The following is a 17,384-nucleotide window of genomic DNA, read 5'->3' on the forward strand; positions in this document are numbered from 1 at the left end:
CCTTTTAACTATTTTATTATGAAAACAAGAAAGAGATTATGGATGAAATTGTGCCTGAGTGCATTATTGCTTATTGCAGGAAGTTTTTATGTCCATGCCCAGGATCTGGCTGGTATTTGGCTTACTAAAGATGGTATTAGTAAAATTGAAATTTACAAGGCAAAAGATGGCTTGTACTACGGAAAATTAATATGGACAAAAGACCAGAGCGCGGATGCTAAAAAATTCCATGGAGAACTAATTCTGACAGGTCTTAACAAAGAAAGTGATAAGGAATATCAGGGAAAAGCGCATGATCCGGAACAAGATAAAACGTATAGCTGCACTATCAAAGTAAAAGACATCAATCACCTTGACCTGAGAGGTTATATTGGTATTTCAATTATTGGAAGAACAGAACGTTGGATACGCGTCTCCAGATAAATCCGGAAATATGGCTCCATGTTTTCAAACGGGTAATAGCTGCCGATTTTAACTAAATACTTTCAATCATTTTTTTTTTATTAAAAGCAAACAACAATTATGAATAGAACAAAAACGAGTCTTGCCGCTATACTTTCCGAAGGCAGATTATATTTTTCAAAATCAAAACTCCCCAATTCAGAAGCGTCGCCAATCAAAAAGAAGATAGAATTAAGCAGACCTATTGTTATAATCGGTTCCGGATATGGTGCTGCTGTTGCTGCTTTACGGCTTTGTGAAGCAGGGAAAAAAGTCTTAATTCTGGAAATGGGAATCAACTGGAAAGAATCAGGGATTCCATACTCCGGTTTATTAAGACCCGGGCGAAGTGCGGCCTGGCTTAAAAGGAAAACGATTGCCCCATTCATGAATATTTTTCCCTTAATACCTTTTACGGGAGCTTTAGACAAATTTAATTTTAAAAATATAGATGTTTGGGTGGGCAGAGGAGTAGGCGGCGGCTCAATAGTAAATGGCGGGATGGCCGTTATTCCTAAAGAGAGTTATTTTAAAGAAGTTTTTCCGGACCTTGATGCCGAAAAATTTTATAGCTTTTATTTTCCTCTCGCTAGCAAAGAGCTAAAAGTAAATGGTATTGATGAGCAATTTGTAAAAGATTGTCCTTATTATAAATTTACCCGCGTAGGAGAATCTGAAGCACATAAAGCCGGTTTTAAGACTGTACGTGTACCCAATGTATATGACTTTAAATACATGGAAAGAGAATATAAAAACGAAGTGCCGCGTTCTGCATTAAATACCGAAGTAATTTATGGTAACAATCATGGTAAAAATAGCCTTGATAAAACGTATCTGAAAAAAGCATTGGCAACCGGAAACCTCGAAATCCTTGATTTGCATTGCGTTGATGTCATAAAAAGTAATGATGACAATAGTTATAATCTGGAGGTAAGACAGATTAACACCTCAGGGAAAACTATTGCCGATAAGATTGTTCACTGCAATAAATTAATTCTGGGTGCCGGCACTATGGGAACCTTAAAACTGCTGCTGGGCTCACAAAGCAATAATTTTTCTCTTGATCACACGGTAGGAAAAAATTGGGGAAACAACGGTAATTTTATGACAGGCAGAAACTGGGTCAGACCGCTATCCGGAGGAACGGGAGCGCTGCAATCGACCATTCCTGTAGGTGCGGTTGATAATTGGGAGGATAGTGAGCATTCGTTTTTTACTGAAATTGCACCTTTGCCGATGGGCGTAGATGTTGCGACGGCACTTTATCTGCTTATCAATCGGGTTGATAAAAAGGGATCTGTAACTTATGATAAAAAACAGAGTCGCCTTATATTAGACTGGAATGAAAGCCACACACTAAAGATGAAAGCCAATGCAAACTATTTCGTCAAGAAAATGAACCGTGCAAATGGCGGGACAAGAAGCCATTTGCTGTTTAAAAATGGTTTTGGCGCCAATATTTGTTATCATCCTTTGGGCGGTTGTGTTTTAGGAGAATCTACCCATTTATTTGGCAAACTGAAAGAGCATGATAATCTTTATGTAATGGATGGATCATTAATTCCGGGAACTATTGGCGTTAATCCGTTCATGACCATTACCGCAATTGCTGAATATTGTATTGAAAACCTTATTGAACAGGGAGAGTTTACGCAGGTTTCTTAATTTTTTACGGAAAAAAAAGCAGCACCTGACTACTAATACATATTTTTGTAATTAATAAAGCAACTGGCTTTTTTCTATTAAACTATGAGTACTATATTTTCTGACAGCCCCCAAATTGGATTAGTGTCTACTTTTTCGGATCTTGTACATACCGATTTTAAGGGAGAAATGAATGCGTTATGCTGGTACAGAAATTTGGATGGCGATTTTAACGAGATTGTTGCTCAGTTACGTTTAAAAGAAAATATAACAGAAATTTATCCTGAAGATTTAATTGCACTTCAACTATCAGAAAAGGGGAATATAGCAAGAGCGATAATCTTAGATGATATACAATTATTAGCTGATTTTGGAGCTTCTCCGTCTCTTAATTTACTAAAGTGTTATGAGCGTGACGATGAATTTGATTTCATCTCGACTAATGTTTATTCCTTTCATGTTGATCGTTCGCCCATTGCAACAGATACTTTTTTATGTACCTATCACGGAGCAGCAAGTGATATTATTGCTAATTCGCAGGCAGAGCAAAAAATTCTAATTCCCGAAATCCAAACAAAGCTTAAAGAGTTGCACGATGGACCATTAGAAGAATTCGAAACCTTTTTGGAGGAAAATTATTTTGATTTGCATTATCAGGTCCACGCGGATGCAAAACCTACTAATTTAGGATTAGGACATCTTTGGCGACTTGCCGTAGATCATCCTAAACAACAAGTACTGCCTTGCATCCATAGAGCACCAATAGAAAATGAAGGAGAATATCGATTATTGTTGATATGTTAAGAACATTAATCCCTTCATCAAGCCAATTATAATTTATAATTGGCTGATTATGAATGTTGCAAATTAGCCTAATTTGTTTCATTTTATAAAACGCAACATAATAATTCGTTATTTTTCCTACAATTTTTATTTCTTTGTATCATCAAATATTATAAGCGTATATTATTAGATTACTATCCGCACTTTAGATGAAATTATTCAAAAATATCTTCCTGTTATTTTAAATAACGGCTCTTTTTTGTTTTTAATATACTCCTTTTTTCAGTTGTTGAATGGGCCAATAATCACCTAATTGAAATGATAATGGTTTTGCTTTTAGCGAAGCAGATAAAAACAATCAATTATGAAAACAAAATTATTTTCCTATATTTTCCTATTTTCATGTATTGTAGTTTATGCACAACAGGATGCACAGTTTACTCAGTATATGTACAATACTATAAACATAAATCCTGCTTATGCCGGTTCTCGTGGGGCTTTAAGTATTTTTGGTTTATACCGTACACAATGGGTTGGTCTCGACGGCGCTCCTGAAACAAGCAGTTTTTCGATCAATACACCAATCAACAATAGTAATCTGGGAATTGGGGCTTCAGTGCTAAACGATAAAATTGGACCAACGAACGAGAATAATATTTCTCTCGATCTTTCTTATACCGTTCAGACATCGGCCAATTTTAAACTTTCGTTTGGTGTTAAGGGAACCGTTAATATCTTTAATCTGGATGTGAGCAAGCTGAATCCCGAAGATCAGGGAGATCCTCAGTTTCAGGATCTCGACAATAAAATATCTCCAAACGTGGGTGCCGGGGTATATTGGCATTCTGACAAAGCATACATTGGTTTTTCTGTTCCCAATTTCATCGAGACCAATAAATATGATGATAATGATGTGGCGATTTACAAAGATAAAATCAATTATTATTTAATGGCAGGTTATGTATTTGATCTCGATAAATACCAATACATCAAATTCAAACCTGCTGCACTCGCGAAAATGGTGGGAGGTGCACCACTTCAGGTAGATGTTTCGGCTAATTTTATGTTCTATGACAAATTTGTAATTGGCGTTGCTTACAGATGGAGCGCCTCAGTGAGTGCGATGGCTGGATTTCAGATTACCGACGGACTTTATTTGGGATATGGATATGACCGCGAAACCACAAAACTGAATAATTACAATTCAGGATCGCATGAAATATTTCTTCGATACGAATTCTTCAGGAACAATAGCAAGATGACAACACCTCGTTTCTTTTAAAATTTAGATTATGAAAAAATCTATACTCTTCTATATCGTCTTTTTAAGTTTTTGCGGATCAGCGCTGTATGCCCAAAAAGCTACAATAAAACGGGCTGATAAAAAGTACGACAGCTATGCTTATATTGATGTCATACAGACTTATGAAAAAGTGGCCCTTAAAGGATACAAGTCAGAAGATATGTTTAAAAAAATGGGCAACTCGTATTATTTCAATGCTAATTACGAAAGTGCTTCAAAATGGTATGGAGAACTGTTTGCCATGAATCCCAATGTTGAATCTGAATATTATTTTAGATACGCACAATCCTTAAAAAGTACCGGAGAGTTGAAAAAATCTAACCAACTTATGGCTGAATTTTACACTAAATCTCAAAATGATTCCCGCGGAAAACTCTACAATAAAACTTCCAATTATTTAGATGAAATAAAAGCCAACTCAGGCCGCTATAATATTGAAGATGCCCGAATTAATTCTAAATATTCAGATTACGGAACCTTTGTTTATGACAACAAAATTTATTTTGCATCAGCAAGAGATACAGGAAATTTTTCGCAGAGAAAACATACCTGGACAGGCGAATATTTTACCAATCTGTATTTTTCATCTGTTGATTCTGTCAAAGTTAAAAAGATAAAAAACGGCTTAAACTCTAAATTTCACGAAGCTACTCCTGTTTTTACCAAAGACGGCAAAACAGTTTATTTTACACGCAATAATTATGTAAACGGAAAAAAAGGAAAGAGTGACAAAAAAATTAATTTTATAAAATTATACCAGGCAACTCTTCAAAATAACAAATGGACAAATATAACGGCTCTTCCTTTTGCAAGCGATAATTATAGTACGGCGCATCCTGCACTTAGTCCTGACGAAAGAACCTTGTATTTTGCATCTGACATGCCCGGAACGTTCGGACAATCCGATCTTTATAAAGTAAGTATAAATGACAATGGCGGATTTGGAACTCCGGAAAATCTCGGAAAAACTATCAATACAGAAGGAAAAGAAACCTTTCCTTTTGTAACCGATGAAAACGAAATTTACTTTGCCTCAGACGGTCATCCGGGACTTGGCGGATTGGATGTCTTTGCAGGAAAACTCAATAAAGACGGGACGATAAGCGATATTCAAAACCTTGGCAATGACATCAATTCGCCACAAGATGATTTTGCTTATGTCATTGACCCGGTTTCCAGAATAGGTTATTTCAGCTCTAATAAGGACGGCGGACAAGGATCTGATGATATTTATAAATTTGTAGAAAACAAAGCACTACGATGTGTCCAGCAACTAAGCGGACAAATAACCGATGCGGTAACAGGAGCTATTTTACCGGAATCAAAAGTAACACTTTACGAAAATAGGACTGAAAAAAATACCACAATTACGGATAGTAATGGTGCTTACAAGTTTGAAGTTGATTGTGGTAAAACTTATAATGTAAGGGCTGAAAAAGTAGAGTACGCAACCCAGGAAATTAGTATAACTATAGGAAAACTATCTGGGAAAACCAGTTTACCCATCGCTTTACATCCTGCAACTTGTAAAGTAACTGTTGGAGATGATTTAGGAAAATGCTTCGGAATAAAGATGATTTATTTTGATCTGGATAAATCCAATATAGGACCAAAAGCTGCACTGGATCTTGAAAAAATACTTCAGGTTTTAAATAACAATCCTACAATGAAACTCGACATTCGTTCCTTTACAGATAGTCGCCAGACACATCAATACAATCAGGCACTTTCTGACAGAAGGGCCAAATCTACTGTAAATTGGCTCATAAAAAATGGAGTTACTGCCAACAGATTAACCGCTAAAGGTTATGGCGAAACAGCTCTTTTAAATGGCTGTTCTGATGGTGTGGATTGCACTGAAGCAGAACACCAAATGAACAGAAGAAGTGAGTTTGTTATCACTGCAATATAATTTCAATTAATACTACAAGACAAATTATTTAGATGATAAGGAAATATAAGATAGCCTTACGGAGATCTTTTATATGGGTTTAAGACATAAAAAATGTTGTTCCCTCATTTAATTATTCTTTCAATTAAAGAAGTTTAAAAAGTTTAAATAATAGAACATTGAAGATTTAATCCTGTAATAAAATTTGCTTTCTTTTTCTCATATTTATCATATAATTTTTTATAATTTTTTCTGCATCAAGGGTTTAATGTGAATTTATGTTTAATTAAAAAGTATTATTATGAAAATACCTAAAGAAATAATCAATGGTTCTTTTATATTTTTGGGAATCGCATCTTTTTTTATTTTAATGGAAATTTTAAATCTGTCACACTTATTTTATTTACGTTTATTAAACGTTCTTTTTATTTTTTATGGTGTAAACAGAACATTAAAAATGAATCTTGAAGAAGGTAATAACAGTTTTGTACCCAATGCGATATCCGCAATGGTCACTTCATTTACAGGAGTTGTACTTAGTATCGTGGCGCTTCTTATTTACAGCTATGCAAAAGGTGGCGACACATATGTAAAAACACTATCTTCAGCTTTTATGTTTGGAGGAGAACCTTCTGTACCCACATATTGTCTCTGTTTATTTTTTGAAGGAACTGCTTCTTGTATCATTGTAACATTACTGTTAATGTTATACTGGAATAATAAATATGCAGCAGATTAATTTGAAGAAAATGAGTGTTTTTCTGGTTGACAAAAGCTGAAAAAGAAGCCCATATACGGAGCTTCTTTTTTTTTTGAATTAAGAACTGTACTTTAATTCCAATCGTTGTTAAGATCTTTAAAAAAAACCGTTAGAAATTTTAATCTCTAACGGTTCATAATTAAAACCTTTGAGGGGCAAAAGGATCCGGATCATTAATATTTGGGTTTTCAGGTTCTAAATTTTCACGCGAAGAGTCGTCCTCGTTTTCGTCATCAAAATTTCTCTCACGCAAATCAGACCTGTCGCTTCGATCAAAATCCTCATCATTATCTTCCAAATCTTCATCCAAATCCTCTTCGTCGTCAGGATCATTATCATTTTTAAGCTCATTATCAAGATCCTGGGCTATTTCGGCATTTTTTTGAAAATAAGGATCTGTTTCCTCATTATCATCCGCATCTTCATTTTGGCTGCGATCAATATCGTATTGATTTCCGCTGTTTTGATTTCTGTTTAAGGAATCATCGTGATGTTGATTTATTGCAGGATCTTTTTTTTCGATTGTTTCAGATGTAATCTCTTCATTCTCTGATTGAAAATTACGGCCATTTTGACCATAATTTTCGTTGTTGTCATGTATCATAGTAAATAGTTTGTAAAGTTTGACTTATTTCTTAGAGGAGCCTGATTGTTTATCAGTACTTGACTTTTCATTTTTTCCTGATGACTTTGCGCCATCTTTTGATGCTCCTGATTTAGGATCTGTACTTTTGGTACTTGTTTTTTTATCAGTACTACTTTTTGTAGTGTCTGAAGCTGTATTTTTTGTGTTCATAATTAAAGGTTTTTATAGTTAATAAAATCTAATGTTAATACAACAAATTTAGGATCATTATATTATTTTTTATTATAAAATTAAAATCACTAATTGTATAATTATCAGTGATTTACGTATGTTTTATACACCAGAAAAGTGCGAAAAAATAGTATTTTAAGCGATTTGTGTTTTTATGAAAAAATAAGTGTGGAAATCATGAAAAAAAATGATCTGTAAGTATAAAAAAAGCTCGTTTTTATTACTAAAATTTGTAATGTTTATTAACAGATAGAACGCCTATCGTTCTTATAATCAATTTATTAATTAAAAAACAACTATTGTGAAAAATTTATTTTTATCATGTGCTATGTTGATGATTTTTGGAACAGCTGTAGCGGTTGCTCAGGAGACTCCCAAAAAAACAACGCAAAAAACAGACACCATTACGAAGAAGAAAAGTACAAAAGGTACCAAGCATTCATCAACCCACAAAACGGATACGGTGAATAAGCAACAAATGAATAAAAAGAAATCATCTACGACTACTACGCCACGTAAAGATTCGACGGCGACAAGACCTTAACTTATTTTCTTTTTAATTGGATAATTAAAGCAAAAAATATCTTGTTTTAATTGATCAAAAAGCCACTTGAATAGTAGTACATTCAAGTGGCTTTTTAATTTTCTATAATGAACCTAAAGTGATTTATGGCTGCATCAAACTGGTATTTCCCCCACAATAAGACAGCCTTTTTTTGCTTTGCGAAGTGTCTGCCCATATTTGATTGACAGCATTTATAAAGTTTGAAAAGTAAAAGGATAAGCAGCAGCAATTAAATAAGCAATTATGATAATACTCATAACAAAAATAACCACAGTTAGAATCGTTAATAATAATGTTGAATATAGATATTCGCCTTTTTGAAGCAGCTTATGCGTTTGTTTGTATTTGTAATAGGATAAAAAAATGGTAAGCGCACCTGTAAATACCAGACTAATCCCAATAAAAATGGTAAAGCCATTTTTTGGAATATTAGAATCCTGAAAAAAACTTGCCGGAAGCTGATTGACAAACAATGAAAATTTAACAATTACAAAGCCAAATACCATAATACCAATACCGGTTCTTACCCAGGAAAGAAATGTTCTTTCGTTGGACATGTGCTCGTTGATCCTCTTTTTATTATCTATTTCCATTTGTTTAACTATAATGATTATCAATTTCTTTATTTCCTTTTCCTTCAACCCAGTTCATAGCTTCATGAAAAGCATCTTTTTTAAATCCTTTAAAGGAAACTACATTTTGTGGCGATTCTATTTTTTGTATCATGTGTAATTATTTAAAAATATTTCAGTGTATTATAAAATGTTCATTATCAAAATTATAATGAGATATTTAAATTTATTTATACAATTAATATTTTTATTTTATAGAATCTCAATTCTGTTTTTTATGGGATTAAAAACAATGTAATGTTTTGTAAAAATGTAAGAGATGATCTTCAAATATATTTCGCTGATAATCTGTTTATTTAAAAAAAGCCTGCTTATATAAGGTGTGTAGTATATAATTTTTTGAAATAATTGTATAAGTAAAAACTCACTTTTTAGATTATTTTTAAATATTATGAACTATAACAATTACAATTATGAAAACCCTATTCAAGACCAAAGCGGCATTACTTATTCTCATTGCCGGACTTGCATTTTCGTGCAAAAAAAATGAGACTGCTCCGGCAGATAATTATACGAATGAAGCTGACACAACGCAGGCAACTGTTGATACTATAAATTCTAAGAGCGACACCACAAAAGTAAACTCTGCTGGTACTACAGGTGCAACCGGCGAAGGTTCTACAGGTTCCGGATCAGACGGAACCACTCAAAAAGGAAATACATCTGTACGAACAGATTCGACTGCGACGACTCCAAAGCGATAATAAAATGTTGAGGAAAATAAAAAACCTGTAATGCTGCCATTACAGGTTTTTTGCTCTCTTAGAAATTTAATTATTTGAAGATTGCATAACGACGTGCATTCTCTGAACATACAAAATTCAAAAAGCCTGTAACAAATACAGGCTTTCCTTTTTAAGAGAAAAAAGTATCTGCAATCAAGTGTTAGCGAGACTCCAAATAAGTTTTAAAATTCATAATATCGTCTTTTACCAATTTCTCAAAATACGGATTAAGGAGTTTTGCGGCACTTTCACCGGCAACTCCTAAAGGTGCATGATAGGAAATGGTTACAATAATTTCGGTTCCTTTTCCGCTTGGTCTAAAAATAACTTTTCCTGCATTTTTAATGGTGGCATCAGGAAGCGAACTCCAGCTTATCAGTCTTTCTTTTTCATCTTTTAAAATTTCAGCTTTCCATGTTAATTTGCCAATTCCTGCGGGACCTTTAGCTGTCCATTGCGAGGTTGTGTAACTAATGGGTTTGACAGATTCAAGATGATTCATGAATTTTGGCAAATTTTCAAAGTCACGCCAGAAAGAATATACTTCGCTAATTGGTTTATCAATAACACTGTTTATCCTGATGTTTACATTTGATGATTTGTCATTTTTAAGATGATCTACAGCATCATAAACGGGACAATAACCCGAAATTCCTCGTAAAAGCATTGCTCCGCCAGAACCAATCTTGGCAATACTTTTATCATTTTTAGATAAGCCTTTGTATAAAAGGTAACCGCCGCTTGTAATCATAAGGATTCTTTCAAGAGCCGAAACATTGGTTTTTGTTTTAAAAGTTCCTGAATTAGAAACTTGTTGTGGAGATGTTGTGTCCATGATTATTTTTTTTATTGTTATTAAATTAGTGCTAATAAAATGCACTCCCAAGCCTTAAATCCTGAATAATGGTTTATCAATAAAACATTAACTATCAGCAAGATGAACAAGATTCAAAAACAAGGAAGTACATTATTTTATATGGTATTTTTGATTAATGCTAATGCGTAAATAAGAGATTTCAATAATTATCAAAGTTATAAGGATAGATTGTCTTATTCTTATAGAATTAAGATGTACAATTATATAATTATCAGCGTTTTATGGCGTATGATCAGCTTTTTATTTGCTTGCTTTCTTTAATGATTCTGCCATTGCCTGAGCATCTTTTGCATAATTATTTTTATAATATTTCAGAATTTGAGCTTTTGTTTTTTTTGAGTTTTTGGCGTGACCTTCCCAAATAACGCCAAGCGATGTATATGGAGGCACTGTAACACCTATGCTACAGAAAAAATTGGCAATATTTCCCGTAATATGCTCCACACCATCTGAATCTCCTGTTGCAATCACACCACCAATTTTTCCGTCAAGCGGAGAATCTTTTCCTGCCAGAATAACATCATATACTTCATCCAGTCGTTCTATACAACGTTGCAATTCAGATGAATGACTATTCCACCAGATGGGTGTTGCAAATAATAGTATTTTAGCTTCAATTATTTTATTGTATATATCTGGCCAGTCATCTTTCACATTCATGTGTGTATAAGTCCCCGGAACAATAGTATGATTAGCAAGCCTGATAATCTCAAAATCAATATTTTGTTCCTTGAGATATTCACCTAGAAACTCTACAAGTATTTCTGTATTCGATCGGCCTTTATTCTTTAAAGTTCCTAAAAGTATAATCGCTTTCATAATGGTTTTATTTAATATGAATTTTATTCAAATCACTTTGGGCAGGTCCATTGATAACCGTTCCGTCCGTTGTAAATCGTGAACCGTGGCACGGACAATCAAATGATTTTTCGTCACTATTCCATTGTACAATACAGCCCAAATGCGGACAAACGGCAGAGAAAGCCTTTAGCGAATTATCATAATCACGATAAACGGCAATTTTTTTTAACCCCGACGAAAGTATAGAGCCTTCTCCCGGTGGTAAATCGGATGTATTTTTTAAGTCAGATCCGCTGATCCAATCCAGATATTGAGACGCCATATTAGTCGCTTCCTTAACAAAATCTTTTGCCGTATTCAAGGATATTCTTGAAGGATTATATAAATCCTCCCATTTGTTTTTGATGCCCATTATACTATCACAGATAATCATGGCACCAATTGTACTATGCGTCATACCATTACCTGAGTCTCCTGTAATGATATAAATTGTATCATCGCCGGGATTTTTCCCCATAAAACCCAAAGAATCTACAGGTTCTATCACCTGACCAGACCAACGGTAGGTGAGATCATTTTCTAACATCGGGAAATAATTTCGGGTCCAGGCTTCCAGTCGATCATAACGTGATGTTTCCGGAATTCCTTCTTCATCGGCCTGACCGGTTTTGTGATCTTCGCCACCGGAAATAAGCAAATCGTATTTTTCGTTGTAATTTTCTACACGTACATAATGATAAGGCTGGGATACCCATTTAGATTCCTGATCGCCGGTATCCCACCAAAGCGAGTAGGGAAGCTGTCCTTTAGGAATTTTGCCTGCAATGACATAAGTTCTGTACGCATGCTGTTTAGTATGCATTGTAACCACATCATTTATTGGAGTATTTGTTGCCACAACGATATGCTCTGCAGAAAAAGTATAACCGTTTACTTTTGCGCCTTTTTTGGTAATATTTTCTGCATGGGCTTCTGTATAAATAATTCCGCCAAGCGAATCAACGGCTTTTGCAAGTCCTTTTAAATAATGAAGAATATGAAATTGAGCCTGATTACTGAAAGCCAGACACCGTTGCTTTTCGGCATTGGCCAATGCAGGAATTCCTTTTAAAATTGTAGTTCGTAAACCTGCTTTTTGCGTAGCCTGAAGTTCTTTGTCGAGGTTTTCTTCTTTATCACTTTCGTGAAGGAATAAATATCCGTTAACTCTTTTAAAAGCACAATCAATATTTAAATCTGTTACTATTTTCTCAATTTCGTCAATTGCTGCGGCATGACTTTCGGCGGCTAATTTTGCAGCTTCTTCTCCAAATTTATTTTCAAGATAATAATAACGATCGTCAAGAGCGCAGGTTAAATGTGCTGTTGTGCGTCCGCTTTCACCGCTGCCAATAAAACCATCTTCTACAAGCACCACTTTTTTACCAGCTTTAAGTAATTTATAGGCTGTTGTAAGACCGGCAATTCCGCCGCCTATGATAAGTACTTCAGTTTGTATATCCTGATTGGGTGTATTGTATGAAATAATTGAGGTGGTATCTATCCAAAATGAAACATTCTCGCCAGAAGTAATACTGGCACTGTTTGCAGTATCGTTTGATTTGTTCATGATCTAATTTTTAAGAAGTTTTGGTGATGTACAGAAAATGAAGAATATTCTGTAAAATACTGATATCAAAGCTAATAAGTTATAGCCTGCAATGTTTACAGTTTTAATTACAAAATTTATATGATTGCCAGTTGTATCTGAGCAGCATTAAATCTTTGTAAGTGATTTATTTTTAATTGATTAAGTTTTTAGCTGATCGCATAAAAAGGAGGATAGTGGAGTTAAGATTATTCTGGATTCTTGCAAAAATTCCTTTTTTAAATAAAATCCTAAATAACAATATCTTATTTAGGATTTTAGTAGAAGTATAAATTGAGCAAAGAACCTTCTGCTTTATATAATTTGAAGATGCGGACGTATCTGCATCGTTACAATATCGCATCTTTTGGGTTGTGATAAACAAAATAATACACTCATGGCAATATCTTCTGCCTCAAGCATTTCCATTTTTTCAATTTTCTTTTGTTGTTCTTCTTTAGAGTCGGTTTGCATATCACTTGTTACTGCTCCGGGTTCAATAAGAGAAACCTTAATGCCAAGCGGATTTAATTCTTTGCGCAATGAAGTGCTAAATCCTCTGATGGCTGATTTTGTGGCAACATATATAGTGCTTTCTCCGGTACGGCTTTCAGCGCTCATAGATCCGATATTGATAATATGTCCTGACTTTTGAGTTCTCATTCTTACCGTTGCTTCTTCGCTAAATGCAAGATAACCGGTGATATTGGTTTCTATTATGTATTTGTAATTTTCAAAAGTTTCTTTAGTAATACCAGGTGCTCCCAATGCTGCATTGTTGATAAGAATATCTATTCCGCCCAATTTAGTATCCACTATTTCTAAAATCTTGTCAATGTCTTCTTTTATCGTTACATCGGCAGGAGTGCCATAAATTTCTGCATCAGGGAAATTTTCTTTGATATCATTAATAGCATTTTTAAAATCTTCGTGATGTCTGCCAAAAATCACTACCCGTCCGCCAAGGGATATTAATAAGTCTGCAATTGCTTTTCCTATTCCGGTTGTTCCGCCTGTAATTACAATTCTTTTTCCTTCAATGTTTTGTCCAAAATAATCGGTTAACTTTTTCATATTGTTTTTTTATGTGTGATTAAAATTTAAGTGATACAAGTCTGATTAATAAATGCTTTAGGTTCGTCAAAATACTACCATTGTACTTTTACTAAACCCTGGCCTGAAATTTTATATTCATGCATTTTTGCCGTTTTTTTGAAAGGTTTAAGTATTGCTTTCTTATAAATTACTTTCATGTTAATGCTGGATTTATTCAGTTTTATAATTTTCAAATTACAGCTCATATCTTTATTGCCATCTAATTTTAGCGTAATTAATTTTTCTTTTTTGTTGTATTGATTAGGATAATCGATAAAGACGAGAAAATCTTCATTGATTTTGATGTATTGTCTGGGTACAATTCCAAAAGCCATTCCGGCGCCATAGACTTCCTGACCAACCTGTCCGCTTTTTTCCCAGCCATTGTATAAATCTTCCAAAGGAACCCACAAATCAGGCTGTAATTCACCGGTTTTTACTTCTGTAGAAAGCATTTCTTTAGGCAGTTTGGGCGGATAATAATAAGCAATTCGATTTACGGCATATTTTATAAACTCCGGAATTAAGGTTTTTAACGATGGTAAAATTTCAACATTTTTAGCCTGAATAAAATATTCTGACAAAGCAGCATATACTTCTAATTCTTCGTATGCTGCGGTATAAGGCGCATCATTAAGGGGAAATATGGAAAAGAAATTAGTGTAGTTTTTGCCATAACCGTATTTGCAATCGTAAAGTTGTACATTTTTGAATAATCCGGCGAGGCAGGTATAACTTATATCCAGATACAGCTTATTTTGGGTAATTTTATACAATTCTAATAATGCACCGGCTGCAAAGGCAGTATTATTGGCCTGATACAAAATCTCGATGCCTAATGCTTCTAATTTCTTTGCGGCTTTTTCTGCTTCATTCAAATAGCGTTTTTCTTTGGTTAATTTATAAATAAGCAGCATTAAGTGTGCATAAGCACCAGGAACATCCCTTTCTCCACCTGCGCCTGGAGCTGTTTCTTTTTTGATTATATCAAGAGTTTGCATATCATAAAATACAGGCCAGGTATACTTAAAATGATGTGCCACTTTTATAACATAATCAATAGAATCCAGTACGAGTTTGCGGGCTTTTTTGTCTCCATGTAAAGCCAGTCTTGCCAAATTCATTAAAGGATGATGCAAGTACCAGGAATCCATTACCATTTCCTTTTTTTGTTCTTCAGACTGGTCAAGTGTATCGGCAAGCGCAGGAAGCCATCTGTTGATACAGTTTATTTTTGAATCATAAAAGGCAGGTAATCCATTCATTAGATCATCATAAATAGAATATTTTTTGCCACTCCATTTTTCAAATTCCTTAAATGGTGATAGAACAGCAAGCTGAACCATACTTTCAGCAGGTGTATCATAATCACATAAATAGGCATTTAGATAAGGAAATCCATTTGTTTGCGTCCATGCGCCTTTATTTCGGTTTAAATCGTCGACAGCTTTTTCCGCTATCTCCGGCCAGTTATGATATTCAATGGCCGGCTGTTGCAGCACATTATAAATCTTGACAAGATTATTTAAAAAGTGTTCACAAATAGGCGCTGTTTCCACGAATATTTCATTTTCAAGAACTATATAAGCATCTGATATCGTGAATTTTTTACCTGCCGGAAGCGGTAATTTATCTGTAATTGGAAGTTGGAAACCAATTTCAGGCCAGTTTCCCCCAACCGTATTTTTTGACTCGGTTTGTGTCACTTCACAATATTCAGACAATGAAGTAAGATTCTGAAAATAAAAAAACGATCCTGTTTGAGGTTTTGTAATGCTTGCAAATAGCAATCCGGATCGGGATCCAAATTGTTCCATATGAATTTTACCGTAAATATTTTCTATACTGCCATTTTGAGTTAAAGGCATAATATCTCTCGGCCAAAACGGAATCATTAATGCCGTATTTGCAGTAAAAGTGGTACTATAATGTAATAATGCTGTTGTTGGATCCGGAAAATCAATACGGACTTCATAATTGCCAAGTCTGGAATTTAGTACAATAGTAATGGTTTCATTGTCCTCAAAAAGATTCGAAACTTCAAAACAACTGTTCATTGCAAATGCTGCCCTAAAAGCTATTTTTCCATTGTCAGGCAGTAAAGCCACAATCCAGAGAGAATCACCTGTATTGTAGCATTGATAAGTATAATCAAGAATTTTTCTTTCTAAAAGTATTTCACTATTTTCAATGTCTTCCTGAGCTGTTGCGCCCCAAGGTGTAACTTTATGCATAATGATAAATTTTAAATTGATAAAATATTCTTTTTTCTAATATTGTAAAGAGTAAAAAAATCTGAAAATTTCTATTGAAAGAATCCCTCCTTCAAAATGAAAAATAAAAGGATCGATAATAAAATAGATGTTATTAAATCCTTTAAAACAAATTTCATCATCCTAACACACAAAAGATTATATAATTAAACCAATGATTTACATGATTTTACTTTAGCTTTAGTTTCTTGGATATTCAGATAATAAATCCTAGGCAGCATTTAATTTATACCAAAAAAGATAATATCCAAAGCATTAATAATAGCCCTGTAAGTAGATTGAACATAACTATTAATGGACCTCATGAGAGTCAATTTTCGAATATTTTAATTTTAAATAAAGAATTAATACAAAAACCATAAAGGAGCGTTGTAGTGGAGCGGGTTTAGTGAATAGCGAATACCGTACATAATGTCGCCGCTTATCAAAATGGTATGTATTGGTAATGCTTTGGCATCTGTTAGCACTATTGTAAGTTTTAATTTTGTCCCATATAATTTTAAAGAAAAACTAAAATGAATAAGGCATTATTATTAATTGATATACAGAAAGAATATTTTGAAAACGGAGCATTAGAACTTGTAAATCCTGTTGTGGCAAGTGAAAACGCTAAGAAACTGCTAGAGCATTTTAGAACACAAAATGGAACGATTATTCATGTGCAGCATATATCAGCAGAAGGTGTTCCCTTTTTTGTTTCGGGAACAAAAGGAGTAGATATTCATGAGAATGTGAAACCGCTGTCAGGAGAGAAAGTCATCACGAAACAGTTTCCTAATAGTTTCAGGGGCACGGATCTATTAGAATATCTTCAGTCAAATGAAATTACACATTTGGTAATCGCGGGAATGATGACTCACATGTGCATTGACGCAGGTACAAGGGCTGCTGTTGACTTTGGTTTTGAATGTACAGTAATTGGAGATGCCTGCGCTACAAGAGATTTAGAAATTGATGGTAAAACGGTAAAGGCAGAAGATGTTCATAATGCATTTTTGGCAGCCTTAGAATTCTTTTATGCAAAAATTACAACAACACAAGAGTATTTGCTGTCATAAATAAGTGTAAGTAAGGAAACCCCTTTTTTAAGATGAGCTGTAAATTATTATGGCTCATTTTTTTGTTTTGAAGGTAATTTGTAAATGAAGTT

Annotated in this window: 18 protein-coding genes; 9 read left to right on the top strand and 9 right to left on the bottom strand. The window is 34.1% G+C overall.

Annotated features, from left to right (window positions below):
* The first annotated feature begins 18 nt into the window (after positions 1-18).
* The 6 genes from FLP_RS13015 (at position 19) to FLP_RS13040 (ending at position 6,801) form a co-directional block, all read left to right on the top strand.
* Entirely contained in the window at positions 19-423 is a 405-nt protein-coding gene (locus tag FLP_RS13015) for a DUF2147 domain-containing protein (protein WP_083195864.1), read from the top strand.
* Between the two features lie 99 nt (positions 424-522).
* Complete coding sequence (locus tag FLP_RS13020; protein ID WP_065449918.1) at positions 523-2,106, top strand: GMC oxidoreductase; 1,584 nt, start codon at positions 523-525, stop codon at positions 2,104-2,106.
* 84 nt (positions 2,107-2,190) lie between these two features.
* Entirely contained in the window at positions 2,191-2,889 is a 699-nt protein-coding gene (locus tag FLP_RS13025) for a DUF1826 domain-containing protein (RefSeq protein WP_065449919.1), read from the top strand.
* A gap of 343 nt (positions 2,890-3,232) precedes the next feature.
* On the top strand, positions 3,233-4,150 hold the full coding sequence (locus FLP_RS13030) for a PorP/SprF family type IX secretion system membrane protein (protein ID WP_065449920.1): 918 nt from the start codon (positions 3,233-3,235) through the stop codon (positions 4,148-4,150).
* Positions 4,151-4,160: 10 nt separating this feature from the next.
* Positions 4,161-6,083: an OmpA family protein gene (locus tag FLP_RS13035; protein ID WP_065449921.1), complete on the top strand. Its 1,923-nt coding sequence runs from the start codon at positions 4,161-4,163 to the stop codon at positions 6,081-6,083.
* Between the two features lie 280 nt (positions 6,084-6,363).
* Positions 6,364-6,801: a hypothetical protein gene (locus tag FLP_RS13040; RefSeq protein ID WP_065449922.1), complete on the top strand. Its 438-nt coding sequence runs from the start codon at positions 6,364-6,366 to the stop codon at positions 6,799-6,801.
* Positions 6,802-6,961: 160 nt separating this feature from the next.
* Here FLP_RS13040 and FLP_RS13045 read toward each other — a convergent pair whose 3' ends face one another.
* Both FLP_RS13045 and FLP_RS25500 read right to left on the bottom strand, forming a co-directional pair.
* Positions 6,962-7,426 (bottom strand): hypothetical protein, encoded by a 465-nt coding sequence (locus FLP_RS13045; RefSeq protein WP_065449923.1) that lies wholly within the window; start codon positions 7,424-7,426, stop codon positions 6,962-6,964.
* 24 nt (positions 7,427-7,450) lie between these two features.
* Positions 7,451-7,618 carry a hypothetical protein gene (locus FLP_RS25500; RefSeq protein WP_165606674.1) on the bottom strand — a complete coding sequence of 56 codons (168 nt, stop codon included), beginning with the start codon at positions 7,616-7,618 and terminating at the stop codon, positions 7,451-7,453.
* A 322-nt stretch (positions 7,619-7,940) separates the two neighbouring features.
* Between FLP_RS25500 and FLP_RS13050 the strand changes: the two genes are divergently transcribed.
* Positions 7,941-8,183 carry a hypothetical protein gene (locus FLP_RS13050; RefSeq protein WP_123921670.1) on the top strand — a complete coding sequence of 81 codons (243 nt, stop codon included), beginning with the start codon at positions 7,941-7,943 and terminating at the stop codon, positions 8,181-8,183.
* Positions 8,184-8,395: 212 nt separating this feature from the next.
* On the opposite strand, the gene FLP_RS13055 is transcribed toward FLP_RS13050, so the two are convergent.
* Together FLP_RS13055 and FLP_RS25845 are read right to left on the bottom strand one after the other, a co-directional pair.
* A complete protein-coding gene (locus FLP_RS13055) occupies positions 8,396-8,797 on the bottom strand; it encodes a YidH family protein (protein ID WP_065449925.1) in 402 nt (133 codons plus the stop codon).
* A 4-nt stretch (positions 8,798-8,801) separates the two neighbouring features.
* Positions 8,802-8,930: a hypothetical protein gene (locus FLP_RS25845; RefSeq protein ID WP_262496260.1), complete on the bottom strand. Its 129-nt coding sequence runs from the start codon at positions 8,928-8,930 to the stop codon at positions 8,802-8,804.
* 319 nt (positions 8,931-9,249) lie between these two features.
* On the opposite strand from FLP_RS25845, the gene FLP_RS13060 reads away from it, so the two are divergent.
* Positions 9,250-9,540 (top strand): hypothetical protein, encoded by a 291-nt coding sequence (locus tag FLP_RS13060; RefSeq protein ID WP_065449926.1) that lies wholly within the window; start codon positions 9,250-9,252, stop codon positions 9,538-9,540.
* 181 nt (positions 9,541-9,721) lie between these two features.
* Here FLP_RS13060 and FLP_RS13065 read toward each other — a convergent pair whose 3' ends face one another.
* From FLP_RS13065 to FLP_RS13085, 5 genes are all read right to left on the bottom strand, one after another.
* On the bottom strand, positions 9,722-10,396 hold the full coding sequence (locus FLP_RS13065; protein WP_065449927.1) for an SRPBCC family protein: 675 nt from the start codon (positions 10,394-10,396) through the stop codon (positions 9,722-9,724).
* A gap of 282 nt (positions 10,397-10,678) precedes the next feature.
* Positions 10,679-11,257 (bottom strand): flavodoxin family protein, encoded by a 579-nt coding sequence (locus tag FLP_RS13070; RefSeq protein ID WP_065449928.1) that lies wholly within the window; start codon positions 11,255-11,257, stop codon positions 10,679-10,681.
* Positions 11,258-11,264: 7 nt separating this feature from the next.
* Entirely contained in the window at positions 11,265-12,848 is a 1,584-nt protein-coding gene (locus FLP_RS13075; RefSeq protein ID WP_065449929.1) for an FAD-dependent oxidoreductase, read from the bottom strand.
* 333 nt (positions 12,849-13,181) lie between these two features.
* Complete coding sequence (locus FLP_RS13080) at positions 13,182-13,940, bottom strand: SDR family oxidoreductase (RefSeq protein ID WP_065449930.1); 759 nt, start codon at positions 13,938-13,940, stop codon at positions 13,182-13,184.
* Positions 13,941-14,014: 74 nt separating this feature from the next.
* On the bottom strand, positions 14,015-16,195 hold the full coding sequence (locus FLP_RS13085) for a glycoside hydrolase family protein (protein ID WP_065449931.1): 2,181 nt from the start codon (positions 16,193-16,195) through the stop codon (positions 14,015-14,017).
* A 554-nt stretch (positions 16,196-16,749) separates the two neighbouring features.
* On the opposite strand from FLP_RS13085, the gene FLP_RS13090 reads away from it, so the two are divergent.
* On the top strand, positions 16,750-17,292 hold the full coding sequence (locus FLP_RS13090) for a cysteine hydrolase family protein (protein WP_065449932.1): 543 nt from the start codon (positions 16,750-16,752) through the stop codon (positions 17,290-17,292).
* Positions 17,293-17,384: the final 92 nt, after the last annotated feature.

It is taken from the genome of Flavobacterium piscis (genome assembly GCF_001686925.1).
Taxonomy (GTDB): Bacteria; Bacteroidota; Bacteroidia; order Flavobacteriales; family Flavobacteriaceae; genus Flavobacterium; species Flavobacterium piscis.

Coding starts and splice junctions, on each gene's coding strand:
- FLP_RS13015 (WP_083195864.1), top strand. CDS start 19: ATGAAAACAAGAAAGAGATTATGGATGAAATTGTGCCTGAGTGCATTA.
- FLP_RS13020 (WP_065449918.1), top strand. CDS start 523: ATGAATAGAACAAAAACGAGTCTTGCCGCTATACTTTCCGAAGGCAGA.
- FLP_RS13025 (WP_065449919.1), top strand. CDS start 2,191: ATGAGTACTATATTTTCTGACAGCCCCCAAATTGGATTAGTGTCTACT.
- FLP_RS13030 (WP_065449920.1), top strand. CDS start 3,233: ATGAAAACAAAATTATTTTCCTATATTTTCCTATTTTCATGTATTGTA.
- FLP_RS13035 (WP_065449921.1), top strand. CDS start 4,161: ATGAAAAAATCTATACTCTTCTATATCGTCTTTTTAAGTTTTTGCGGA.
- FLP_RS13040 (WP_065449922.1), top strand. CDS start 6,364: ATGAAAATACCTAAAGAAATAATCAATGGTTCTTTTATATTTTTGGGA.
- FLP_RS13045 (WP_065449923.1), bottom strand. CDS start 7,426: ATGATACATGACAACAACGAAAATTATGGTCAAAATGGCCGTAATTTT.
- FLP_RS25500 (WP_165606674.1), bottom strand. CDS start 7,618: ATGAACACAAAAAATACAGCTTCAGACACTACAAAAAGTAGTACTGAT.
- FLP_RS13055 (WP_065449925.1), bottom strand. CDS start 8,797: ATGGAAATAGATAATAAAAAGAGGATCAACGAGCACATGTCCAACGAA.
- FLP_RS25845 (WP_262496260.1), bottom strand. CDS start 8,930: ATGATACAAAAAATAGAATCGCCACAAAATGTAGTTTCCTTTAAAGGA.
- FLP_RS13060 (WP_065449926.1), top strand. CDS start 9,250: ATGAAAACCCTATTCAAGACCAAAGCGGCATTACTTATTCTCATTGCC.
- FLP_RS13065 (WP_065449927.1), bottom strand. CDS start 10,396: ATGGACACAACATCTCCACAACAAGTTTCTAATTCAGGAACTTTTAAA.
- FLP_RS13070 (WP_065449928.1), bottom strand. CDS start 11,257: ATGAAAGCGATTATACTTTTAGGAACTTTAAAGAATAAAGGCCGATCG.
- FLP_RS13075 (WP_065449929.1), bottom strand. CDS start 12,848: ATGAACAAATCAAACGATACTGCAAACAGTGCCAGTATTACTTCTGGC.
- FLP_RS13080 (WP_065449930.1), bottom strand. CDS start 13,940: ATGAAAAAGTTAACCGATTATTTTGGACAAAACATTGAAGGAAAAAGA.
- FLP_RS13085 (WP_065449931.1), bottom strand. CDS start 16,195: ATGCATAAAGTTACACCTTGGGGCGCAACAGCTCAGGAAGACATTGAA.
- FLP_RS13090 (WP_065449932.1), top strand. CDS start 16,750: ATGAATAAGGCATTATTATTAATTGATATACAGAAAGAATATTTTGAA.